This is a genomic window from Nannocystis pusilla (genome assembly GCF_026626665.1).
Taxonomy (GTDB): Bacteria; Myxococcota_A; Polyangia; order Nannocystales; family Nannocystaceae; genus Nannocystis; species Nannocystis pusilla.
Map to the genome: position 1 here is coordinate 11,410,035 of NZ_JAPNKE010000002.1, position 23,245 is coordinate 11,433,279.

The 23,245-nt window shown below is 68.4% G+C and carries 18 protein-coding genes; 11 read left to right on the forward strand and 7 right to left on the reverse strand.

Annotated elements, in window-relative coordinates:
* Positions 1–40: 40 nt before the first annotated feature.
* From OV079_RS50470 to OV079_RS50485, 4 genes are read left to right on the forward strand one after another with little or no spacing between them, the layout of a single operon-like run.
* Positions 41–541: a hypothetical protein gene (locus OV079_RS50470; protein WP_267777691.1), complete on the forward strand. Its 501-nt coding sequence runs from the start codon at positions 41–43 to the stop codon at positions 539–541.
* The gene (locus OV079_RS50475; RefSeq protein WP_267777693.1) at positions 541–2,403 is read left to right on the forward strand and encodes a hypothetical protein; all 1,863 of its coding nucleotides are present in this window, start codon (positions 541–543) and stop codon (positions 2,401–2,403) included. Before OV079_RS50470 ends, OV079_RS50475 begins: the two co-directional genes overlap by 1 nt.
* A 37-nt stretch (positions 2,404–2,440) precedes the next feature.
* Positions 2,441–3,481, forward strand: a complete 1,041-nt coding sequence (locus OV079_RS50480; protein WP_267777694.1) for a hypothetical protein — start codon at positions 2,441–2,443, stop codon at positions 3,479–3,481.
* Positions 3,478–4,686 carry a hypothetical protein gene (locus OV079_RS50485; RefSeq protein WP_267777695.1) on the forward strand — a complete coding sequence of 403 codons (1,209 nt, stop codon included), beginning with the start codon at positions 3,478–3,480 and terminating at the stop codon, positions 4,684–4,686. The genes OV079_RS50480 and OV079_RS50485 overlap by 4 nt, the downstream gene beginning before the upstream one ends.
* Before the next feature lie 7 nt (positions 4,687–4,693).
* On the opposite strand, the gene OV079_RS50490 is transcribed toward OV079_RS50485, so the two are convergent.
* Positions 4,694–5,236, reverse strand: coding sequence for a hypothetical protein (locus OV079_RS50490; RefSeq protein WP_267777696.1), 543 nt, complete (start codon positions 5,234–5,236; stop codon positions 4,694–4,696).
* Between the two features lie 122 nt (positions 5,237–5,358).
* On the reverse strand, positions 5,359–5,775 hold the full coding sequence (locus OV079_RS50495; RefSeq protein WP_267777698.1) for a hypothetical protein: 417 nt from the start codon (positions 5,773–5,775) through the stop codon (positions 5,359–5,361).
* Positions 5,776–5,966: 191 nt separating this feature from the next.
* Between OV079_RS50495 and OV079_RS50500 the strand changes: the two genes are divergently transcribed.
* The 4 genes from OV079_RS50500 to OV079_RS50515 are packed head-to-tail and all read left to right on the forward strand — an operon-like array spanning position 5,967 to position 14,129.
* Positions 5,967–7,121: a hypothetical protein gene (locus OV079_RS50500; protein WP_267777699.1), complete on the forward strand. Its 1,155-nt coding sequence runs from the start codon at positions 5,967–5,969 to the stop codon at positions 7,119–7,121.
* A gap of 23 nt (positions 7,122–7,144) precedes the next feature.
* Complete coding sequence (locus tag OV079_RS50505) at positions 7,145–8,671, forward strand: hypothetical protein (RefSeq protein ID WP_267777700.1); 1,527 nt, start codon at positions 7,145–7,147, stop codon at positions 8,669–8,671.
* A 31-nt stretch (positions 8,672–8,702) separates the two neighbouring features.
* The gene (locus tag OV079_RS50510) at positions 8,703–11,969 is read left to right on the forward strand and encodes a hypothetical protein (RefSeq protein ID WP_267777702.1); all 3,267 of its coding nucleotides are present in this window, start codon (positions 8,703–8,705) and stop codon (positions 11,967–11,969) included.
* Between the two features lie 3 nt (positions 11,970–11,972).
* The gene (locus tag OV079_RS50515; RefSeq protein ID WP_267777703.1) at positions 11,973–14,129 is read left to right on the forward strand and encodes a hypothetical protein; all 2,157 of its coding nucleotides are present in this window, start codon (positions 11,973–11,975) and stop codon (positions 14,127–14,129) included.
* Positions 14,130–14,224: 95 nt separating this feature from the next.
* Here the strand turns inward: OV079_RS50515 and OV079_RS50520 are convergent, their stop codons facing one another.
* The 3 genes from OV079_RS50520 to OV079_RS60030 form a co-directional block, all read right to left on the reverse strand.
* Positions 14,225–15,499 carry a TPR end-of-group domain-containing protein gene (locus tag OV079_RS50520; RefSeq protein WP_267777705.1) on the reverse strand — a complete coding sequence of 425 codons (1,275 nt, stop codon included), beginning with the start codon at positions 15,497–15,499 and terminating at the stop codon, positions 14,225–14,227.
* 164 nt (positions 15,500–15,663) lie between these two features.
* The gene (gene ppsA, locus OV079_RS50525) at positions 15,664–17,946 is read right to left on the reverse strand and encodes a phosphoenolpyruvate synthase (RefSeq protein WP_267778836.1); all 2,283 of its coding nucleotides are present in this window, start codon (positions 17,944–17,946) and stop codon (positions 15,664–15,666) included.
* A gap of 718 nt (positions 17,947–18,664) precedes the next feature.
* Positions 18,665–18,931, reverse strand: coding sequence for an SDH family Clp fold serine proteinase (locus OV079_RS60030; protein WP_420829606.1), 267 nt, complete (start codon positions 18,929–18,931; stop codon positions 18,665–18,667).
* A 446-nt stretch (positions 18,932–19,377) separates the two neighbouring features.
* On the opposite strand from OV079_RS60030, the gene OV079_RS50530 reads away from it, so the two are divergent.
* From OV079_RS50530 to OV079_RS50540, 3 genes are all read left to right on the forward strand, one after another.
* A complete protein-coding gene (locus tag OV079_RS50530) occupies positions 19,378–19,737 on the forward strand; it encodes a hypothetical protein (protein ID WP_267777707.1) in 360 nt (119 codons plus the stop codon).
* 316 nt (positions 19,738–20,053) lie between these two features.
* The gene (locus OV079_RS50535) at positions 20,054–20,542 is read left to right on the forward strand and encodes a hypothetical protein (RefSeq protein ID WP_267777708.1); all 489 of its coding nucleotides are present in this window, start codon (positions 20,054–20,056) and stop codon (positions 20,540–20,542) included.
* 8 nt (positions 20,543–20,550) lie between these two features.
* Positions 20,551–21,084, forward strand: coding sequence for a hypothetical protein (locus OV079_RS50540; RefSeq protein WP_267777709.1), 534 nt, complete (start codon positions 20,551–20,553; stop codon positions 21,082–21,084).
* A gap of 12 nt (positions 21,085–21,096) precedes the next feature.
* On the opposite strand, the gene OV079_RS50545 is transcribed toward OV079_RS50540, so the two are convergent.
* Positions 21,097–22,200 (reverse strand): RCC1 domain-containing protein, encoded by a 1,104-nt coding sequence (locus tag OV079_RS50545; RefSeq protein ID WP_267777710.1) that lies wholly within the window; start codon positions 22,198–22,200, stop codon positions 21,097–21,099.
* Between the two features lie 385 nt (positions 22,201–22,585).
* Positions 22,586–23,068 (reverse strand): DUF6896 domain-containing protein, encoded by a 483-nt coding sequence (locus OV079_RS50550; RefSeq protein ID WP_267777712.1) that lies wholly within the window; start codon positions 23,066–23,068, stop codon positions 22,586–22,588.
* Positions 23,069–23,245 lie beyond the last annotated feature (177 nt).

Sequence of the window (23,245 nt, forward strand, 5' to 3'; positions counted from 1 at the left end):
GAAAAGGCCACCCCACATTCCGGAGATTGTCATGCTGTACATGGAGAACCCCCAGGACTTCCGAGTCGATGATGTCGACGTCACCGTGTATCCCGACTCCCAGCTCGACTACGTGTTCTACCTGATCCCGCCCTATCCGCGGTTCCGCCGTGACGCCGCCGGCAAGCCGGTGTTTCAGCTCCTCAAGTTCCGCGGCAATGTCCCGGCCGGCGCGACCACGGCCGCGGCCACCGCGACCGAGAAGGGCCAGCCCGACGCCATGGCGGCCGGAACGATCCCCACGGTCGATGGCGAAGTCGCGGGCGCCTTCCTCACCTTCGACACCGAATACAGCGTCGACGAGAAGGTCAAGGACAACATCCGCGAGCAACTCGACGCCCAGGTCAAGGCCAAGTATCTGCGCGAGGGCAAGGCTGTGCCCGAGGGCTTCCAGATCGTCCTCCGCCAGCCGACCTGGACTGACGGCGACGTCCACCTGCTGATGGAAGACACCAGCAACGGCCTTTTACCTGCGTCTCCAAGTCCGGCAAGCCGTCGCTGATGGGCAACAACGTCTCGAGCTTCGCCGCCGTCCTGGCGCCGTGGCAGGCCACGCTGCTGGCCGACGCGCTCGAGAACGCCAATTTTTCGCCGGTGCAGGTCAACTACCACCTGAAGTTCCTGGCCAAGCTGCCCCCGGTGAGGATCAAGATCTACGCCGCCGCCTCCGACTGTTACAGCATGTACAAGCGCTACGGCTCCGAGATCAACGGCGGCGGCGTGTGCTCCGATCCCGACCGGGTGGTCCGCTCGATCTCCGAGCACGTCCACAGCAGCAACATCGTCAACGTCACCATCGACAGCGGCGGCCTCACCATCGACGACAAGACCTTCCAGGCCTTGCAGGACATGGCGCTCGGCATCCTACAGGACTGGATCAAGCAGAAGTTCTACAAGCCGCCGCCGGAGCGGGCGACCAAGGAGCAGCTCGCCGACATCCAATTGCAGTCGCTGAGCGAGTCGGACTTCCGCGATCTCAACATCACCATCGAGCAGAGCGCCACCATCGAGCGGTCGATCTATCCTCAGGGGACCCTCGGCCGGCTGACGAGCGAAGGCGACACGCTCAAGGACTACATCCGCGAGGTCAACCTCGGCGACGACGAATTTTATCAGAATCGGACGCTCGGCATCAAGGTCTACGCCGACTTCCCGGCCGCCGGCGCGGCGCCCGAGCCCACCGACATCCTGTTCGTGGAGGTGACCGCCTACTATGGCGACGGGCCCGGCGTCACGCACACCTGGGACGCCGCGGGCGCCGGCTCGAGTACGGCGAACGGCGGGCGCTGGGAGGTGAAATGGCCCAAGGATCCGGGCGTCAACGAGGTGCGCTGGGAGGCGCGCGTCTGCTTCCGCGAGCCCTCCAGGGCGCCGCTGCAGCTTGCCGGCAATTGCGACAAGACGGAGCTCAACATCCCGGTCGCCGTTCCGGGCCGGGCCCGGCTGCGGCTCGACCACATCGGCATGCCGTGGGACGTCGTGAAGTACGTCGAGGCGCAGGTCAGGTTCCAGCAGTCCGACGCCGACCCGCAGGAGGTGCACCGTACCTTCCTGTTCGACGCCAAGCACGACGAACAGTGGTTCGACGAGGCGATCTGGGTCCGACGCACCGAGCCCTTCTTCGTCACGCTGACCTACGTCCTCCAGAACGGCAACCAGATCCAGGAGTCCGAGCACCGCAACATCGAGGTCAAGGCCGACCGCTTCGACATCAAGAGCCCGTTCCAGCAATACCTCGAGGTGCCGATCATGGCCAAGTTCACCTCGCCCACGTGGGAGCAGGACGTGGTCGACCTGAGCTACGACGATCCTGCCAACGGGTACCGCGTGCGTGGTCAGGTGTACCTGAGCGAGAAGGGCGGCTGGCGCCAGACCTGGTCGGTGCCCCTGGTCGACCCCACGCACAGGACGTTCTCGTACTTTTGGACGCGCCGGCGGCAGGGCGGCGGTCTGTTCACCTCGGGGGACCTGGTCGACGCGCCCGCCAACGGGTGGTTCACCGGCGACGAGCACTCGATGGTCACCACGGGCGATCCCCTGGACGACGAGGACATGCTGCGCGTGACCGTGGACCCGCTGGTCCTGGTCGTCGGCCTCCCCGACCCGACGAAAGAGATCGTGAAGATCGTGGTCCGGATGAAGTACGTCGACCCCGCCGGCAACGCCGACGTCGATGACCACGTGTTCAACCGCGGCGACGCGGCGTGGACCTGGAAGCAGTTCATCCGCGACCTCAACAAGAAGGATTACCAGTGGTGGGCGCAGATCTACACCAAGCCGTACAGCAAGATCGCTCTTGGTTCCGAGACCGAGCCGAACCATAGCGAGGCCGAGACCGTCGTGCTCGAGCCCCCCATCGTCTAGCGCGACCACTTCGACCCGCAAGAGAAAGGCCATCGCCATGATTTACCTCGGCGGCGCCAGCACCATGTGGAACGGAATCATGGTGCTGCCTGATTACGGTGACCCGAAGCAGTTCTACTACCTCCCGCCCCCGCGCCTCGCCGTGGATCCCGCGACGGGCCGGAAGGTCTTCAAGCTGATCAAGCTCGCCGGGGGTCTGACCGATCCCCAGGGCGAGGGCGTCCGCACGGGCGTCGTGTTCTTCGACTGCGACCTGGCGCTGACGACCGAGGAGTTGACGGCGCTCAAGGCCCACGTCCAGGAGACGTTCCACACCGGGGCGGGCGAGGTCAACCTCGCGCCGCTGCTCTACAAGTCCGGCGAGGTCGCCTGCTACGTGCTCGGCGAGCAGGACTGGGAGGACAATGCGCCGCCCGAGCGCAAGAACCTGTTCGTCGAACGGCTGCAGGGCTTCGGCAAGCCGAGCCTCTACGGCGACAACCGAGCCGCCTTCAGCGCCCGCCTCAGCCAGGAGGGCGCGAGCATGCTCGACGCCTCGCTCGCCGCCGGCGGACCGATCGGCATCTCGATCGTCTACAGCCTGAAGTTCGACGCCCTGCAGCCCGCCTTCAAGTTCAAGGTCGAGGCCCAGTGGGAGCAGATCTATCATTACATCGAGGAGAAGTGCGGCGTCGACCTGTTCTTCTTCACGCTGGAGAGCACCTCCATCGTCGAGGAGCTCGAGCAGAAGTCGTTGCTGCGGTTCGAGGAGGTCATCTACGACCCCGGCGCCTCCGGCGAGGTCGACCAGCTGCGCAAGCAGATGCAGCAGTACATCCTCGAGAAGTTCTTCACGCCGGTGCTCTCGGCCGACAACCCGCGCTACAACATGATCCCGGGGCTGGTCGGCGAGGTGGCGCGCTCGCTCGTCGTGCAGCCGAGCTGCGGCTACCGCCGGCGCGAGCTGACGCAGGACGAGCGCCGCTTCTTGTCCTTCGACTCGACCCGCGTCACCGCCGTCGAGCGCGTCATCTACCCCCAGGCCAACCTCTTCGCCCTCCTGCCGCCGGCGGACCTCCCGATTACACGCAGGAGGTGAACAGCGACAGCGACTTGTTCTTCCGCCAGCTCGACGTCCAGTGCGTCCTTGGCGGCTTCGACTTCGCTCGCGCCAAGATCGCGTGGGTCCACCCGCACATCCGCTACGGCGCCGACCCGGAGGAGGGGACGGACAAGACGTTCACCGGCATGGCCGACCGCATGGAGTTCAAGGCCTGGCTGCAGCCCGGGCACGGGTTCCGCTACCGTTGCGGCTACGAGGTCGAGTTCATCGCCCCGGACGACGCCGACCCCGACGCGATCTACGGCGAGGACCTCCGACTCTCGAGCCCGGAGGAGGTCCGGACCGATCGCGTGCTGGCCTTCAACCCGCTCGAGCTGTTTTACACCCGCAGCGTCGAGTTCGTCCTCAAGCAGGGCTTCCCCGCCGGCGAGTTCCCCGTCGTCCTCGTCGAGGTCAAGCACGAGGACGACTCCGGCTATCAGGTCGAGCGCACTTACAAGCTCACCGCCACAGCTCAGAGCTGCCGCTTCCGCGTCCGCACGCCGCGCGACGTCGAGGGCGTGACGCAGTACCGCGTCCTCTACTACCCGGCCATGGGCGCCGCGATCCCGAGCCAGTGGCAGGTCGCCAACGAATCGGCGGTGGTGCTCGACGTCCCGTTCACGCAGAGCTTCCTGGTCCGCGTCTACGTCGCCGAGCCGCCGGCGGAGCTCGCGTGGGCCGATGTCTCGCTGCGCTACGCCGACGACGACCGGCCCGGCAGCTATCAGGAGGGCCGGCTGTTCTTCGATCAGGACCTCAAGCCGCAGGTGTGGCGGGTCAACGCCGCCGACCCCCGACAGCGCCGCTACGAGTACTGCTTCACCCTGTTCTTCAACGACAACACGGAGCTGCGGGCGGCGGAGTGGATCGAGTCGGACGCCCCGACGCTGACTCTCGGGCGCCGGGTGCCGATGCAGCGCACGGTGTCGGTCCGGCCTGCGGGCCCGAGCTTCGATGACGTGCAGCTGCGGGACATCACGGTCACGCTCTCGCCCGTCGACGCCAGCGGGGCCGCCACCGAGCTCGTGTTCGAGCAGCTCGATCAGCGCAAAGATTTCACGTACCGGGCGCCCAATGCGGTTCAAGTCGGATACGTGTACGAGGTCGTCTACCGCTGGCGCAACGGTCGTACGAAGAGCGTGCCGGGGGCTTCACCCGCAGGCGCGTTGCTGCTGAATGTCCCCACCGAGGTCGCCTAGCGACATTTCACGAGGAGATGAAGCCATGCTCTATCTCGATAGTCCGATCTTCTTCCTGAACTCGCTTCAGATCCACCGCGATTTCCAGAACCCGAACCAATTCTACTACTTCCCTGCGGCGCCGCGGATCCACCGCGACCGCGCCACCGGGCGACCCTCCTTTCAGCTCCTCAAGTATGCGCGCGACGTGACGGACAACCCGAACATGCCGCCCGACACGAAGGAGGAGCTCGGCGGCGGGTTCTTGACCATGACTGTCGACATCGGCGTCGACGACGAGGTCCTGCAGGACACCCGCAACAAGCTGGCTTCGTACGCGGACGGCGAGGTGAGCCTCGCCCCGGTCCCGTTCCACACCGGCGCGGTCCGCCTCGTCGCCCTCGGCGCGGAGGGCCAGCCGACCGGCGAGACCCCGGCCGCGCCGACCAACGCCTTCGTGGAGAAGCTGTTCGGCGCCACCAAGCCGTCGCTGTACGGCGACAACCTCGCGCTGTTCGGCGTCCACCTGTCGCAGGAGGGCGCGACGCTGGTCGAGGACTCGTTCGCGCACGGCGGGGGGCTTATCGGCGTCGTCTACGACCTGACCTACACCGGCATCCGCCCGGCCTTGCAGGTGAAGGCCGAGGTCGACTACGCCCGCGTCTACGATCGCTTCGAGGCCCAGGTCGGCTTTCAGTACGCGGTGATCAGCGCGGAGCTCGACGCGACCCTGGAGTGGTTGCGCGAGCAGGGCGCCATCACCATCGAGATCACCGAATACGACGCCGAGGCGAGCGGCGAGAACGCGCTGCGCACCGAAGCGATGGGGCTGATCAAGAACGAGATCATCGCCAAGATGTTCAAGCCGTCGCTGACGGTGCCGGCGGCGGCCACCAAGTCCGCCGGCCCGCTCGAGCAGGCGACCCGCATGGCGCGCGACCTGTCCCAGCCGCCCGCGCCGTCGGCCACCGGCGAGCAGAAGGCCGAGACCCCCGCCGCGGTGACCGAGGGCGAACGGGGCCCGCGCACGATGGAGGGCCGTCCGACGACCAGCGCCGCCGGCACGAACACGGCGGGGACGCCGGGGTTCTCGCTCAGCTTCTCGCTCAAGTACGTCCATCAGGACGAGCGCAAGAAGGCGACCCTCGACTTCCGGGCCAACCAGGCCGTGAACCGCACCGCCGCACCGCAGGGCTCGCTCGTGCTGCTGACCGGCCAGCTCGCCGACACCCCGCGCTCGGAGCTGATCCGCGAGGTCAACCTCGACGACCCGTTCTTCCACGAGCTGCGCGCGCATCGGCGTGACCGGGGATTGGGGCGAGCTCGGCATCGACAAGGTCGTGGTGAACGCGACCTACCAGCCGAACCCCGCCGGCCCGCTCGTCCACACCGACGGATGGACCTTCGCCGCCCCGAACGAGCCGGCGCGCCCGTTCAACGTCCTGATCGACCGCGAGAACCCGGTCCGCCGCTATCGCTATACCACCCAGGTCTTCCTCAAGGACCTGGCCAACATCGAGAGCAAGGCCCGCGTCCTCGTCAAGGACGACAGCACCGCCCAGCGCGACCTCGTCATCCACCCGGCCAACGAATTCAGGCCGATCCAGATCGCCCTCGAGGCCGGCCCGATCGACTGGAACGTCACCCGCCAGGTCGACGTCGTGTTGAAGTACGACGACCCCGCGCACGAATTTCAGGCCCAGCAGCTGTTCAGCTTCCGCCAGGACCGGCTCGCGCCGCAGAAGTGGGTCGTGTACCCGCAGGACCCGGAGCTGCGCGGCTACGAGATCACCTTCGCGTATCACCTCAACGACGCCGACAACACCTACTTCCGGCTCGCGCCGGTCCATTCGACCGAGGAGGCCGTGATCGTACCCGGACCGTTCCGCGGCGCGCCGCGGCGGGTCCAGCTGATCCCGGCGGTGAAGGCCGAGGACGTGCGCGGGATCTCGGCGGAGATCCTGTTCGAGAAGGGCGGCTATCGCTTCCACCGCCAGGAGGACTTCGGCGCCGACGACCTCAAGCCGCGCTGGGTCCAGATCCCAGCGCCCGACCCCGACCCGAAGAGCGACGCGTATCAGGTCCGCTGGTCGATCACCACCGCGGACTGGGACGTGCAGGAGTACGCGTGGCGGCACATGACGACCGCGCAGTGCCTGCTCGGCGACGGCACCCACGGCGTCGAGTCGATCAGGCTGGTATTCACCCGCTCGGTCGCGGAGGCCGGCCTGACGAGCCTCGTCGTGACGGTGGAGACGCTGACGCCCACGGGCGAGGTGATCGACGACGACACCCTGGTCCTGCGCGGCGCGGCGACGGAGGCGGCGACGCAGCTGCTGGTACTGCAGGCATCGCCGCTCGCCTACCGCTACCGCCTGAAGAAGGTCATCGGCGCGGACTCGCAATCGGTGGAATCCACGACCAATCACGCGAGACGCCTGGTCGTCGACCTGTGACTGCAACGCCAAGGAGAAATACCATGCGCAAGGTACTATTGCGACCGACTCACTTCACCTTCCACCGAGAGGGACCGGCTCCGCGCTTCCGAGCGCAGGCGGACGAGGCGAGCGCCCTCGTGCGCATCGAGTTCGCCGCGCGGCCTCAGCTGTTCACCGCGCCCCAGGCGTCCGCGCGCACGCCCGAGACCTACTTCGACAGCGCCGCGGGCGCCGAGGGGGTCACCGCCCAGCGTCTCCAGCTCGCCGGCGGCAAATCGACGTACGAGCTGCCCAACCCGGTTTGGGAGCGGCTGCGGGGCAACGCGCACGTCTTCTATCGCGTGACCGCGAGCGACCAGGCGACGCCCGACTGGGCCGGCACCGCGCCGCACACCGTCCGCTCGGTCGACGACGGCCAGGCCGCCGCGGGCAGGGCCCACTATTTCGGGGTCCCGCGGGACCCGCTGAACGCCCCGTGGAATTTCCCCGACCAGGAGGCGCTCGAGCAGGTGTCGCCCTATTACCGGGCCAAGCTCACGCTGCTGACCCGCTACCCCGAATCATACGAGGGAGCCTACTTGCTGCGGCGATTCGTCGGTCACGACAATTACACCGCGCTGGCGACGACGCAGCGGGCCAAGGCGCTCCTGGTGTTCGCGGCCACCGACATGCCCGCCCGGCGCGCGTTGCTGCAGCTCTTCGACCGCAAGATCCCGGCCTTCGTCGCCGGCGGCAGTCCTGCCCCCGCCGTCCGCAGCCAGGATCTGAGCGCCGCGCAGGCGACCTTGCTCGACAACCTGACCGCCCTCGTCGACCTCGATCCGCACCTCGACATCCCCGACGGCGGGGACATCCTGGTCGCCGAGGCCATCGAGGAGGTCGCGGACCCGTCGTTCGAGATCAATCAGGGCACCAAGGGCACCTGCGTGCCGACGTCGGTGTCCTGGCTGATGGCGACGTACTTCCCGGCCGAGTACGTGCGCCTGGCGACGGGGTTGCTGGCGGAGGGCGGCAAGGTGGCGCTCGCCAACGGCGACCAGGCCGCGGTCCCGGCGGACACGTACGCCTTCGACCGGGCCGAGCAATCGACCGGCGTCGCCTCGTTCCTGCGCCGGAGCTGGTTCGAGCGGCTGTTCCAGTCGAGCATGATGAGCTATTCGCGGCCGGGCCTGACGTACAGCAACATCCGCGACGTCTTCACCGACGCGCGCGGCGGGCTCACCATGGACGAGCTGTGCCGCATGCTCCGGGGATTGCGCAATCGGAGCCACCAGGCGATCGCCGGCGCAGGCTCCGATCTGGTGGCTCGAATCGTGCAGCAGCTGCAGCAGCCGAGCCTGCCCGTGCTCACCCAGATGAAATGGGGCACCGGCTCGCACGAGGTCGTCAGCGTGCGCGCCGACGTCGGCGAGGTCACGTTCCGCAACCCGTGGGGCGGGATGAACTACCGGGTCGGCCAGGTGCTCGCCCAGCCGCCGCGCCGCTGCGTCAACCCGAGCTCGGCCGAGGAGGCCATGGCGAGCGCGGACCTGGCGACGGTGATCCAGTCGCTCGTGATGGAAGCGTAGCGGTCGGCCCTCCGCGGTGAAAGGAACTCTCATGGCCTCCGACTCTGTCCTCGTATTCGCCGACGGTGTCTCGATCCAGCCGCGCGCGCTGCTCCTGGCGCGCGCCGAGCTCCGCTCCGCGCGCGCGCTCGCCGATCTGGCCGATGCGCTGGTCTCCGACGAGGCGGGCCTGGATTGCCCGATCTCGGGCTCCGGCGTGCTCGATCCCGAGGAGGTGTACCGCGACGGCAAGATCGCGGGGCGCGGCTACTATTTGCCGATCTATCACACGGGCGTCTCGCAATCCTCGGACCCTCCGGTCCAGCGCTACGACGTGACGCTCGAGCTGCTGCCCGGCGAGACGTTCGCCGGACGCCTGAAGGTGCGCCTGCGCGGGCAGCGGGCGACGAGCCCGCAAAGCCCCGTGCGCAAGCAGCTTCGCTTCGCCGAGCTGCCCGGTGGGGTGCTCCAGGGGGATGAATTCGCGGCCGCCGGGATCACCGTCGCCGGGGCGCCGCAGGGCGCCTATTGCCAGGAGGCGCGAGCCGCCGCGATTCACCCCGCGGGCGCCGACGGCTACTCCGAGGCGATCTTGACGGCCGCATCGCCGCAAGATCCGCGTATGTGCAATACGGTGCCGATCGAGGTGACCTTCGCGCAGACGGTCCGCGCGGTCACGCTCACGTTCTGCGGGGCGCTGGTGGACTATTCGTTGCGGGCCTACGACGACCGCGACCAGCTGCTGGGCCAGGCCGAATGCACGGTCACGGCATTGCGGCAGAGCCACACGGTGGCGTGGTCGTGCCCGGAGAACCGCATCCGCAAGGTCCTCTTCGGGCACTTCGGAGCTTCCGCACCGCCGCTGACAGCGCTGGTGGCGATCGACTACGAACGCGGCGCCGGCGAGTCGGCGCCTCCGGGGCCCGAGCAGACTCAGATCTGCTTCAGCGACGTGCTCCGTCGCCGCGCGCTGACCGCCCCGAGCCTCCTGCGCGGCGACGAGCTCTCGGCCGACGGCATCGTCGTCGCCGGCGAGCCGCAGGGCGCGTACTGCCAGGACGCGCGCGCCGTGGCCATCCTCCCCGCCTACCGCTACGCCAACAGCGGTGCGGTGCTGACGAGCGCCTCACCGGACAACGCGGAGCGCTGCAACACGGTGCCGATCGCCGTCACCTTCGCCCAGCCGGTGCACGCGGTGACGATCCGGTTCTGCGGCGCGGCGGTCGTCTACTCATTGAAGGCGTACGACCGCGAGGGCCTGCTCCTCGGCCAGGCCGATCGCGCCGTCGAGGCGTACGGGCCGGACCAGACGGTCGCCTGGTCGTGCCAGGGCGACCGCATCAGCAAGATCGTCTTCGGCCACTTCGCGGGCGCGGCGGTGACCGCCATCCTCGAGATCGGCTACGAGCGCGGTCCGAGCGCCGAGGCGCCCGTGACCGAGCTGCTGCCGCTGCCGCACAGCGTCGCCCTGTCATTGCGCTACCTGGCCACCGAGGCCGACGCCGGCGTCGATCCGGTCAAGATCTGGAAGCAGGTCGCCTTCGACGAGGTCGTCCAGCGCGAACACAAGGAGATCGAGGCCGCCCTGCGCCTGGCGACGCTGCCCGAGGTCGACGCGATCCATTATGCATTGAGCGATCCGCAGGCCCGCTGCCAACTCGTCGTCCGCTGCGAGGCCGAGATCGCGTTCAGGAACGCGAACCAGGTCTACGTGCCGAAGCACGTCGTCCGCCGGCCGCCGCAGCCGCACGTTCGCATGGCGCTGCCGCCCAGGCGCCTGCTACCACGCCGCGCGCTGCACCTCCCCGACCTGCGTACGCAACCGGTCGCGGCGCCTCGCCTCGAGACCCTCTTGGCCGCGGGCCACGCCGAGCTCGGGCCGGTGCGCCCGTCGCCCTCGCCGGGGGGTGGACGGCCGACGGCGCCGGCGGGACGCAACTTCGGATCGCTGCCGAGGAAGTATTTCGCGGACGCGGTCGGCGAGCCGGCCTTCACCCGGCTGCGGGTGGCGCTGGAACAGTCCCTCGACTTTCACTTCGATCCGGCGCTGCACGGTTACCTCTACCCGCCGCGCCCTCCGGCCAGCGGGGCCGCGCTGGTGCGCCACGGAGTGGCGACCGATCAGACGATCTTCCAAGATGCCGCCGAGCGGCGCGTCTTCTATTTTCTCCCGGACGAGTTCCGCCTCGCGCGCGACGAGGTTCGCGGTCCCACCTACCGGCCGTCGCTGCAGATCGCCTTCTTCTCTCTTGTCGATCAGAACGACGAACAGGCGGCGGCCGAGTACGCGGTGCAATTCACCTTCAGAGCCGTCCCCTACCTCAAACCCCACCGCGAAGCGGACGCGCGACGTTACATCGCCGACCATCGCTTGATCCCAGGTGACGAACCGGCCACCCTCCTGCCGCTGGTGCCCGACTGGTGTGCGCTCCGGCTTGTCTTGCCGAAGGAGGGCAGCGGCGGCGTCCGCACGGTGGAGCGTCCAGAAGCCGCGGTGATCTTCGACAGGCACGTGGTCGACAGCCTGATGCTCTCGTCGAGCGAGTTCGCCGAGGTGTTCCAGAGCATGCGCATCGGCGGCGCGACGCTGAACGGAGAGGTCCGCTATCGCTTGCCCGGAGCCGCCGCCGAACAGGCCGTTCCCTTCTCGGGGCAACTGGCAAAAATGGTGGGGCCGGTGCTCGACGCGGAATTACTCGCACCGACGCCTTCCGGCGACGGGAGCTACGGGATTCGCGTGACCAACGCCATCGAGAGCCCGTGGGCCTTGTCGGAGGCCGCGATCTACCTCCTCGCGGATCCGGCGCAGGATCGGTGGACGCTCGCCACGCTCGCGCCGGGCACGCTGCCCTTGCGGCTGACGCCGGGCGCCTCGTATGATTGTCGCGTCCGGATCGAGCCTGCGCCGGCCCAGGTGTTCGGCGTCCGGCTGGTCCCCGGGCGCGTCGACGTCGAGCTCGACTTCGAGGCGCTGTGGCGCTCGGTGCTCGAGACGCCGGGCTGGGACGACATCGTCCACGAGGTCGCGGTCACCATTGACGCCTCCTACTTCACCGGCCCGCACGCGCTCGCGCGCGTGACGGTGAGCTTCGACGCGGACGAGACCACGATCGAGCTCGACGCCGATGCCCGCGGGCGGACGGTCGCGCTGGTGCGGCCGTTCTTGCCGTATCTCCTGCAGCAGCCCGGCGCCGACACCTACTTTTACCGCGTCGAGTCGTGGCGGCAGGCCGGCGACGGCCGGCTCGTCAAGGTGGCCGAGACGTCGTGGCTGCGGGGCGAGGGTCCCTCGCTCACCCTCGTGCCCCCGAGCGAGTGATCCATGCTGACGAACGTCGACGCACTCGAAACCCCTGACGGCACGAAGCTCTATCGCGACGACGCCGAACGGTCCCGCTATTATGTCTTTCCGACGGCGCTCGGGCTGCAGCGCCGGCACGACGGCAGCGCCGAGTTCACCTTGCTCTTCTACCAGGACGAGCACCCCGAGCGCGGGGCACGACTGGTCGCAGCGTTCACGCCGTTGTTCCCCGCCGTCTCTCCGGAAGCGGTGCCCGAGTCGTCCGCTGCAGAGCCCGTGATCGTCGGTGTTTCATTCACCGGCGGCGAGCTCCGCGTCGCCTGGGAGGGTTTCGACGGCGAGCCGTGTGTCGTGGAAGACACCACCCACGGCGGGTTCCGGGCCGAGATCGGGTTGACCCGCGAGCAGGCGCGTATGATCCGACAGACGCTGCGCGCGGGCGCCGAGACCGTACGGGTGCGCGCGCGCCTGGCCTACGCGATCGCCCAGCCGCCCCTTCCGGCGCGCGTCCGTGTCGACCTCCGCGCGGCCCATCGCGCCCTGCAGGACGCCGGCGGCGAGCTCACCGGCGCGCGGCTCGGGCACCTCCTGCACACCATGGCCGCGCCGACGCTGCGTGTCGAATCGACCGAGCCGTCTAGGCCGTCCATCGCTTTCACCAGCGAGGTGGCGCGCATCGTCGCGCCGCTGCTCGCCGCTCAGCTCGCGGTCGACGACGGTCGCGGCAGTCCGTTCCCGCTGCGACGCCTGACGCTCCTGGCCGATGAGCGCGTCGCGGACGCTGAATGGACGGTCGACCTGTCCCGCGCGCGGACCTGGGAAGACACGTGGGAAGGCGAGTGGTCGCTGTCGGCCTTCTATCACCAGACCGCGGGCACCGAGGCGGGGCGCGACTGTTTCCCCGAGGTCCTGGACCTCCCGCCCGTCGGTACCGTCGGCGTCCTCATCGAGAACCTCCTGCCCGTCGACGGGCGCGGCATCGATCGGGTGACGGTCAAAGTCCGCTCGCGCCGGCTCGGCTCGCTCGAGCAGAATGTCTTCGAGGCCGTGTTCGACGCCGATGCGCCGCCGGTGGCCCGCTGTGCCGTGCAGCGCATTGCGATGACGGACTTCACGTACCAATATCAGGTCCAGGTGCGCCTCGCCGACGCCGATCCGTCGCGCCCCGGCGTGCGGCTCTTCCCCGCCGATCCGCCCTGGGTCACCGCCACGGAGCCGATCGTGGAGGTCGGCGCCGCAGCGCTGCCGTTCGTGTTGGCCCACGTGAAGGCCAGCCCGGAGGTGTTCGTCCACGTCGCCCACGTCGACATCGAGCTCTCGCCGGCCGGCGACGCCGAGCCGCGGCCCTTGCGTCGTGCCGCCCTGACCCCCGCGCTCCCGTATCGCTGGCTCACGCTGCCCGCCGAGGATTTCGGCTCCGACGGCTTGCGCTGGCGGCCGGTCCTGTACGAGTCCGCCTCGGACCGATTCGCGGTCGGACCCTGGCAGGCCGAGGGCGCGCTCGCGGCGGTCGTCACGCTCGCGCACGTCTATCCTCGCACCCCGATCCGCATCCGCGCGCAGGCGGACCTCGCGGCGCTCCCCGAGGTCCGCGCCGTCCTGGTTCAGATCAAGAGCGGCCGGGCCGCAGCCGACGCGGCCCCCGATCTCACTTGCACCCTCACCGCGGGCGACACCCGCGAGCTCGTCGTATGGCCCGACTCGATCTTCGAGCGGGGCTTCTCGTTCCGATACGCGATCGAGATCGCCGACGCGGGTTGGGTCTGGACCGAGTGGCGCTATCAAACGGAGCCCGAGACTATCATGCCCGTGGCAGACGACTTCTTCCGGACGCGTGTCGTGCATCTGGCGCTCACGGCCCCGTGGTCCTTGCGAAACGGGCCCGACCCGTCCAGCGTCGACGCGGAGCTCATCTTCGCCGAGGTGAGTGCCCGGTCCGCCGCGCAAGACGCGTCCTTCACCTTCACCTTCGACCGCAGCAATCCGGGACCGAGGCGGCCTGGAGGTTCAGGGCTCGCAAGGGCGAGGACCTGGCGCGCTTCGAGATCCTCGCGCTCACGGTGGATGGTCGCATGCTCACCTTCGGTCCGTTCGAGTCGGACCAAGAGCGCGTGTCTTTCACGATCTCGATCGCACGGACAAGCGACACCGAGCCCGCCGAGTTCGCCGCGCGCATGACCTCGCCGTGACCCGGCGAGCATCAGGCGCGCGCTAGCCCGCTTGCTGGACCCACTCCTGGGAATCGCCTGCGCTCGGTCGCCGAGCGCGCGTGATTATGCCGCGTGGATCAGGGCCTTGAACGACTCGGTGTCGCGGACGGCTGCGAAGTCGGGGTCGGACGCCGCGCGCTGCTTGAGCGCGGGCTGCAGCTCGAACGCCGTCGTCAGGTCTCGCGCGGAGTCGGCGGCCAGCTCCTTGCCCTTCTGGCGGATCTGGCGGTAGCAGGCCTTGTTGTAGAAGGCGCGGGCCGCTCGCGGGTTGTTGCCGGTGATGCGATCGAGGAACTGCAGCGCCAGGATCCAGTCGGCCTCGGGGCTCGCGCCCGCGAGCTCCTTCACCTCTGCGCGCCGGCGAGCTGCCTTGGCCAGGCCCATCAGCGCCTCGGCGTCGAGCGGGTCCATCCGGAGTGCGATCTCGAAGCTCCTCGTCGCGCCCTCGAGCAGTTCACTCGCCCGCGCCGTGTTCTTCTCTGCGAAGAGCTTGTCCTTCTCGATATCGAAGCGATAGAGCATTCGGTCGCCTTCCTTGATGTTGATGACGAGCTCCTCGTCTCGAGCTTTGAAGGACCTGGCGGCCTCCTGCACCTTGTCGGTCGAGATCTGCTCGACGAGCTTGCGCGTCAACGGGTTCAACAACCTCACGCCCGCGTAGCCGGACAGGACGCTTAGCGCGATGATGCGGATCGATTCTCCGAGGTCGGTGCCGAAAGACTTCAGTTGCATCTCGGGGAAGAGGGCGTTGCCGACGGTGAAGATCGCAATGGCCGCCGTCGACCCGGCGAGGACGTCGCCCAGCGAGCCGATATCCACGCTGCGCCCGCCGAAATTGACGCGATATACAATATCAGTGGTGAGGCCATCGACGAACCCGCCGAGGCCGCCGAAGCCCATCACGATCGCCACGAGTGCGGGCACCGAGGTCGGGCCCGCGGTGGCGGGCGCGGCGGAGGCCGAGAGCGGAGTGAGGAGGACCAGGGCCGTGACCAGGCCCAGGAACGAGGGACGAAGCGCGGTGGAGCCCGCGTGCGGAGTCGAGCCGGTGTACGAGGAGCGGGAGAGCATGCGTTCAACGTGATGGATGCCGCGGGTCGCAGTGCCGCATCGGATGCGCTCCGCCTCGCGCTCCGACGCAGCCGATGCGGCGCCCCGAACGCCGGCCATTCCGGTTTCGGACCCTCGGCGTAGAGCCGCGCGCCGGACACCATGGCGGTGCAGAAGTACGACATCCGACGGCCCGCCGAGGAGGGCGGCGAGTTCGAGGAGCGCTGGTGGAGTCCCAGCAACACGCCGGTGTTCGACGCCCGCGGCGACATCGCATACATCATCCACCGCGTCGAGGATGTGACCGAGTTCATGCGGCTGCGCCAGGCCAGGGCGGAGCAGCAGGAGCTGACCACCGCGCTCATGGGACGCCGTGCGCGCAGTGGTTCATGGCGGCCGCAGCGGAATGCACGTGGAGCGTGAGTCGGCTGCGGCCGCCGGGTATGGCCCGGTCAACTGCGTGGCTGGAGCGCGCTGCGGGCCGCGTCGAGCAGCATGCGCTTCTCGGCAGCGGCGATCGTGCGCCGGGCCGCGTCGACCGCGTCAACGTTGACCGAGATCGAGGAGATGCCGAGCCGCACCAGGGTCTCGGCGAATGCGGGGTGATTCGACGGCGCCTGCCCGCACAGCGACGAGGTCATGCCCGTGGCGCGTGCACCGGCGATGATGCGCGAGATCGCGTCGACCACCGCCGGGTCGGATTCGTCGAACAGTTCGGCGCAGGTGGCCGAGTCGCGGTCGACCCCGAGCATCAGCTGCGTCAGGTCGTTCGAGCCGATCGACACCCCGTCGATACCCAGCTTGGCGTAGTCCGGCAGCCAGTACGCGACCGAGGGCACCTCGGCCATTACCCAGCGCAGCAGCGTGCGATCGCCGGCGAGCGGGCTGCGAGCGATGCGCTCTAGACAGCGCTCGAGCTCCCATTTCGTGCGGACGAACGGGATCATCAGGTGAAGGTTCGGCGTCTCCTCACGGACGCGTGCGAGGGTCTCGAGCTCGAGGTCGAACAGCGCCGGGTCCTTGATGTAGCGGAAGCACCCGCGGTACCCGATCATCGGGTTCTCCTCCTGCGGCTCGTGCTTCTCACCGCCGGCGAGCCCGCGAAACTCGTTGGTGCGAAAGTCGTAGCTTCGGTACACGACCGGCCGCGGCATGAAGGCGCGGGTGATTCTCAGTAGCTGCGTCCGCATCTTCGCCACGAACTCGCGGCCGCCGCCCCGGGCGACCAGCTCGCGCGGGTGCTGTCCGCCGAGGGCGTCGAGGATCATGAACTCGGCACGCAGCAGGCCGACCCCGTCGACCGGCAGCGCGGCCGCGGTCTCGGCGTGCTCGGCCATCGCCAGGTTGACGTACAGCCGGGTCGCCAGCGCCTCGGTCGCCGCGACCGGACGCGGCGCGATCGCTTCGACCCGCGGCGGCGCGGCGGGGACGAGCCCCTCGGTCACCTGCCCGCGTCGGCCGTCGACGGTGACGAGCTCGCCGTCCCGCAGCACGCGGGTCGCCTCACGCGCGCCGACGATACAGGGGATCCGCAGCTCGCGGCTGACGATCGCGGCGTGGCAAGTCATGCCGCCGGAGTCGGTGACGATCGCCGCGGCGCGGCGCATCGTCGGCACCCAGTCTGGGGAGGTCATCGGCGCGACGAGGACCTCGCCGCGCTGCAACTTAGCCCCGTCGCCCGGCGTCCGCAGCACCCGCACTGCGCCGCTGCCGACGCCCGGTGAGGCGCCGAGGCCGGTGATCAACGCCCCGGAATCGCTCGCGGGCGCCGCGTCCGCGCTCGCTCCGGCGAGCGTCGTGATCGGGCGGGTCTGCAGCAGTGAAAACACTCCGTCGACCTCGCCCCACTCGATGTCCTGTGGTGTGCCGTAGTGAGCCTCGACGCGCAGGCCCATCGTTGCGAGCGCCTCGGCCTCGGCGTCGCTCAGGACCCTGCGATCGGCCTCGCCTGTGCTCAGCGGCACCTTCTCGTCGTTGCCATCGGCGCCGCGGACGATCTTGAACGCCTTGTGGCCGACCCGCGCCGAGCGCATCTTGGGGCCGTCCTTGGCGAGCACGTAGGTGTCGACCTCGACCTGGCCGCCGACGACGACCTCGCCGAGCCCGAACGCGGCCTCGACGACGATCGTGCCGCGTTCGCCGGTCGCCGGATCGGCGGTGAACATCACCCCGGAGCGCGCCGAGGCGATCATCTTCTGCACGACGACGGCGATCGTCGGCTCCTCCGTCATCCCCTCGGCCCGGCGATAAGCGATCACTCGCTGGCCGTAGGCGGACTTCCAGCAGTCGATCACGCGCCGGATCAGCGCATGCTCGCCGACGACGTTGGTGAAGGTCTCGTGCATCCCGGCGAAGGAGGTCGCACCGGTGTCCTCGCTGGTCGCCGAGGAACGCACCGCCACCGCCGCGTCCGCGCCGAGCCGCGCGTAGGCGCCGGCCAAAGCCGTGCGCACCTCCGACGGCACACCTGCACGCTCGACCAACTCGCGCATCCGAAGGGAAGCGGCGGCGAGCGCGGCCGGGTCGTCGGGGTCGGCGCTGACGAACGCGGCGCGGAGCTCGTCACGCACGCCCGCATCGGACAGTGCGGCGAGGAATCCTTCCGTCGTGACGACGAAGCCGGGCGGTACCGGCAGGCCGGCACGCGTCATCTCGCCGAGATTGGCACCCTTGCCCCCGACGCGGGAGACATCGGCCTTCGAAAGTTCGTCGAACCAGGCGATGTATTGAGGCATCTTGAATCCTTGCTTTGAGAGGTCTGATTGAAGGTCAGCAGCCGCCGCGGTGGCAGGACGCTCTGTGCTCTCCGTCCTCACGCCTGCACTACCACTCGTGGCGGGCAATTCACAGAATGGGAGCAACAATGCGGCCAGGGGCGCCGAGCGTGCCGGTCTGCGCGTGGCAACTGTTACAATCGCCCGTCGCCTGCGGGCTGAGCATTTTGCGCTCCTGATCACCCTGTACGACGCGCGCAGTGATCGGGAACATGACGGAACCGCCGTCCTTGAAGATGTCGTACATGAAATACCCGAGCCGTTGACCGCGAGCTTGACCACGCGCGCGTCGGCCATCGTGATCTCCACGAAGATCGGGACGGCGCTGCCGTCGAGGCCGAGGCAGTCGTCGGGCTCGTGACCGGTCGGATAGACCGTACCGGCGATCGGAAAGCGATCGGCGATCTCCGGCTCCATGGCGTCGTGACACGTCAGGCACGCGACGCCCGGATGCATGTTTGGCGACTCCTCGTTTCCCATGGTCCAGAACTGCTCGCGGCTGCACACCGGTTCGTGCGTCAACGGGTCGTCGCTGGGGCCGGTGCCGTCAGACGCGCTCTCGGAGCCGGAGCCGCCGCTGGTGCTGCTCCCGCTATCGGCGGCACTCCCCGAGCTTGTCGGGGTCTCGCTGGTCGTCAGTTCGCTCGCGCTGCCGGTGGAACCCGAGGTACCAGCGTCATCACCGCATGCGGTGAGAGCCGCAACGCAGAAAAGAAGAACAGCACACGTGACCATGCTGTCCTTGGAGACTTCGCCGGCCGTTTTCGTCATGCACCTGCTTGAGCAAGTCTTGTGCCATCCATCCGAGCCTGTTACGGGGCGCCGAACGAGGTGCCAGCGCCAGCCCGCCCGGCGTGTGCAGCACGAGGTCGATTGGCACCTCCGGCTCGGTCAGGTCGAGCGCACGCAGGATCGCCTCGCTGTCATGGATGTCGATGTAGCGCAGGAGCGGTTACCCAGGCCCTGTCGCGCCGGCTTTGCACGCTCCTGCATAACCTGCATCGGTGCGCTCATCGCGCTTGCGAGCCGGACCGTGTAGCCGCAAGCAATGATGCGGCTTCCAGCCATCGCCCGCTCTCTGGAGAACGAAAGCCGCTCACTTTTCGGCGAGCAACTCGAAGATCTTGGCTGTGCAGCTGTCGAGCCAGGCGAGAGAGGAACGCATGCCGGGATCATGGTTGCGGCCCCGGGCGCGAGCACGACAGCTTTTCGCCGGACGACGACCTGCGGCACGGGCGTCTTTGAGCGAGACGGCCCGGCCGGCGTGGAGGATTCGAAGCCGTTCGCGGGCGCGGCCGCTCCGGCGGGCGCACATCTTTCGGTTGCCGTTTCACCCGGATCACTCTTAATTGAGTGACCACAGAATCCGACGAGGAGCCGATGCACAACACAATGCAAGATATTCAGGAATACCACCTCCATTGCGATGGCATGCGGATCGTGTTCGGCCAGCGAGACGGCGAACCCACGCTCCAGTACGACCGGCGCATCTTCAGCGGCCGGGAGCTCTATCTCGAGCAGACTCAGGCCGGCAAATTCGTGACCGTCGAGCTCGAGCGCGTGCCGGACCTGCACATCATCCGCCTCACGCTCGCTATACCCACCGCGAATCTGCCCGCCGGCGCCAGGTCGACGAACATCGCGACCTTCGCCATCGTATCGACCGAGCGGACGACCATCGCCGGGTCCGCCGGCGTGGACGGACAGATCGTTACGTACGAGGTGATGTCGCTGACCGGGAACGCGTGGTAGACGGCGCATCGTCACGCGCGCCCTGCGTCGCTCCACCAGAGCCTGCTCGAGCACCGCTCGGATCGGGCAGCCCCCTCGCCGAGCGGAGGACCAGACATGACAAGCAGCACGATCGCCCCCACCGATTCCCTCCATCTGACCTCGTTCTACCTCGCCGCCGAGTCGGGTCGCGCGCGTCAGTTCGAGCTGCATTTCGGCCCCGAGTGCGAGGGCCATCGCGAGGGCCTGCTGCTCATCGACCCCAATCACTGCGGCCTCGACGGTTGGGGGGACCGGACCGCGCGGGGGATACGAGAGCGTCGGCGCAGACACGGCGTTGGAGATCTGGACCGACACACGCGAGAAGCTGCGGAGCCGCGTCAAGGACGAAGGAATCAAAGTCATCGAGAGCAGCGACTCTCGTCTCGAGGGCCCGATGGCCGCGAAGGACGGCAAGATCCACGTCAAGCCAGATTGGATGGAGAGCACATACATCCGCAAGGAGAGCCAATGGAGTCTGTTCTGGATCCTCCTGCACGAGATCCTGCATCTGGAGGGCTACAAGGACGCCGTGAGCGCGAATGACGCGTTCGGGAGCCCGCTGACTGGTGAACGCGAGATCGCTATGCAAGGACCGGCGGAGAAGAAGTCCGTCTCTTGGATCGGCGACGTGGAGTTTCGGCTCAACGTTATCCGGATCGGGCTCGGTCTCCCGGTACGGACCAACTATTCGGATGCGCCGCCCGAGGCGGCCAATCCCCGGGCAAGCCGCCGATGGGCGTGTTCTTCGCCGACAAACCCGGTCCAGGCCGGAAGGAATACGTAGGGAGTGTCATGGCCGACCCCGCATTCAGCCCTGAGGAGAGGGTCAAGCGCGCCGGCGATCTGTTTCTCCCCAAGGATTTCGACCAGACGGCGCACACGGTGAAGAGGCGCGAGGCCAAGGCCACTGCGAAGGGCGCCCAAATCGCCCCGGGGCTCATCGTCGAGGAGTTGCAGTTCGACAATGATCGGAAGACGCATACGCACTCGAAGCCGCCAATCAAGATCAAGATCTACTCCAGCGGGGTCATTGAGATCTCCGGCGCCTACGAATACGTGGTTGACGAGGTGCGGCGCCGCGGTGTCGTCTCGGGCGGCGGTTTTTCCCTCGACGGCAACTCCATCCATATTCTTTTCGATTGGCAAGAGACCGACAAGACCGGCTGGGCGCGCCGCGGTACGGCCGACCTGGCGCTATCCGTCGTCAGCGACGAATACACGCGTCTCATGCATCATCTCCCCGTCAGATTCGCTGGGAGCTGGACCAGGAGCGACCAGAGGGCCGCGGCCAGCATGAGCATGAAGGTGACGCGCATCACCGAGTGAGGCTCCGCGCGGTCAACGAGCGTCCACCATAGGGCCGCCGGCCTCGCCATGCCGGTTCGCGCCCCAGCAACTCACTTCACCCGAGGCATGGAGAAGGCACGAATGCGAATAGCCGACGGCGACCTGGACTGCGTCCCGGACGTTCGCCAGCGTGCGGGGCGAACGGACCGAGCCGCGCTGGAGCGCCTCTTGAAGCGGAGGCGTGAGGGCTTCGCCCCAACATTCGACGGCGCCGTCCCGGCTCCACGTGCAGGCCGAGCTCAACGAGAGCGCGAGGCCGACGGCCGGACGCCGGAGCGGGACCTCGATCGGCGTGACGGGGTACAGCGGCCGCAAATTCTTCGCTCGGGGATCCGTCCAGCAGTGGACCGTTCCGTCGCGGAGACGAGCGCAGCTGTCCTGCGACAGGCACGCGAGCTGAACCGCCGGTGCCGGCAAGCCGATCGGCTCGCTCGGCGCGCGTTCGGGGTGCTCGAGCCGTCCGCATGCGACCGAGCCCGCGGCGTCGAGGGTGCACATGCCGTCAAGACACAGCGCGATGTCGCGAACGCCGGCGAGCGCCTGCGGAGGTTCGACGTGCTGCGGTGAAGAGGCGGATACGGTGGTGCAGACAGGCTCCCCCATGTCTCGAACGACACAGATACGCTCTGCCCGGCTCCGCAATCGACCGCGCTCGAGCCGCGTGAGGTCGATCGGGACCGCCACCCCAAGGCTGTGCAATCCGAGTTCCTCCGCCTCGAGTCGGCCGGGCGCATACGTCAACCAGTCGGCCCCGACGACGGCGCCGATATACGCGTCGCGGTCGGGGAACAGGTGTGCCCCGTCGAGCCGAGTGATCCGGCGCGGGTCCCCAGTCTGCGTTTCGGGGTCATCGAGGCGCCCCCAACAATACACCGCGCCTTCCACTTGCCGCGCGCAAGTCAGCTCTTGACCCACGACGACCTGGACGACGTCGTGGAGCCCGGCGATCTTGCGCGGCTCGAGCACGACCTCGAGGTGCCCCGGCTCGTCGCGGGCACTCAGTGGCGTCTGGGAGGGCACTGTCGACGGCGCGGCCGAGCCGGTGCTCCCCTCGCTCGGGGGGTCGGCGCGCCGCGAACAGGCCAGGACCAGCACGAACCACCCTGTCCAGAGCCACGTTCGGCCGCCCCCGTCGCGCTGTCGTGGCGGCGTCACTCCGTTCAGAAGTTACCGGAAGCAGTCGCCGCGCGCTCAAACAGTTCGATGAGAATCCTCGTCAAGCGCAAGAAAGCCCGAAGGGCCGCGGGTGACGCTCCACGGCGTCGCCAGGCATCATGAGCCTGGGCATGGCGGACGCGCTGGGGCCTGTAGCGCCCTCGACGGCGCATGCGTGCGAACGAGGCACCTCGCTATAGCGAAAGGATGCGATACTCGCCCCTTCGCGTCGATCGGCTCTTCGGGGGTTCGCTCCGCCGTCGCCGGCCGTGTTGCCCGGCCCGCATGCAGCCCTTCGAGCTCGGCATGGCACTCGAGCAGGAACTCAGCGCGGGGCGGTCGCCGGGAGCGTCAGCGCGCCGCTCACGTCGTTCACCACGCCCAGGTCGCGCCAGTGCGGCACCAACAGCTCCAGCGCGTCCTTCGCCGAGATGCCCCGCCGTCCGCACGCCCGCTCGAGCATCTTCATGCCGGTCCGCCGCAGCGAGCCGAAATAGAGCTGCAAGCGCCAGGCGTCGAACATGTGCGGCCGGTCGAGCTTGTCGTGGACGTCGATCGCCCGCCGCGACACCGGTTCGTAGAACGCGACCCCGCCGCCGTGGCGCGTGTACTTCCAGCGCTGCGCGTCGAGCTCCACCTCTCCGACGAACGGTATTTCGCGGAACCAGAACATTCCTTCCCCGCGAGCGAAGGCTCGGTGAAAGGCGGCGACGAGCGCCACCTGCGTATCGACGAAGCGCCGCAACTCGTCCAGGATCGGCCCCTGATCGCCCGGCTCTGCGCGATGCTCGATTGCTTCGTCCGCCACGCCCGCCATTCTAGCCCAACGCGCCGCCGAATGCCGCTGTCCTGGAACACATCGGGAACCTCCTTCGGCTACGCCAGGCCCAGGCGGTCGCCCGCGACTGCCGCACGGTATCTGTGCGACGCACCACATCGAGATGTGGGGCGAGGCGTCGGTGGACGAAGATCCGCTCCGTGGTCG

Bases quoted from the DNA above. Each gene is read 5' to 3' on its own strand.
- OV079_RS50540 (WP_267777709.1), top strand. From the start codon at position 20,551: ATGGCCGACCCCGCATTCAGCCCTGAGGAGAGGGTCAAGCGCGCCGGC.
- OV079_RS50510 (WP_267777702.1), top strand. From the start codon at position 8,703: ATGGCCTCCGACTCTGTCCTCGTATTCGCCGACGGTGTCTCGATCCAG.
- ppsA (WP_267778836.1), bottom strand. From the start codon at position 17,946: ATGCCTCAATACATCGCCTGGTTCGACGAACTTTCGAAGGCCGATGTC.
- OV079_RS50470 (WP_267777691.1), top strand. From the start codon at position 41: ATGGAGAACCCCCAGGACTTCCGAGTCGATGATGTCGACGTCACCGTG.
- OV079_RS50505 (WP_267777700.1), top strand. From the start codon at position 7,145: ATGCGCAAGGTACTATTGCGACCGACTCACTTCACCTTCCACCGAGAG.
- OV079_RS50475 (WP_267777693.1), top strand. From the start codon at position 541: ATGGGCAACAACGTCTCGAGCTTCGCCGCCGTCCTGGCGCCGTGGCAG.
- OV079_RS50530 (WP_267777707.1), top strand. From the start codon at position 19,378: ATGCAAGATATTCAGGAATACCACCTCCATTGCGATGGCATGCGGATC.
- OV079_RS50515 (WP_267777703.1), top strand. From the start codon at position 11,973: ATGCTGACGAACGTCGACGCACTCGAAACCCCTGACGGCACGAAGCTC.
- OV079_RS50480 (WP_267777694.1), top strand. From the start codon at position 2,441: ATGATTTACCTCGGCGGCGCCAGCACCATGTGGAACGGAATCATGGTG.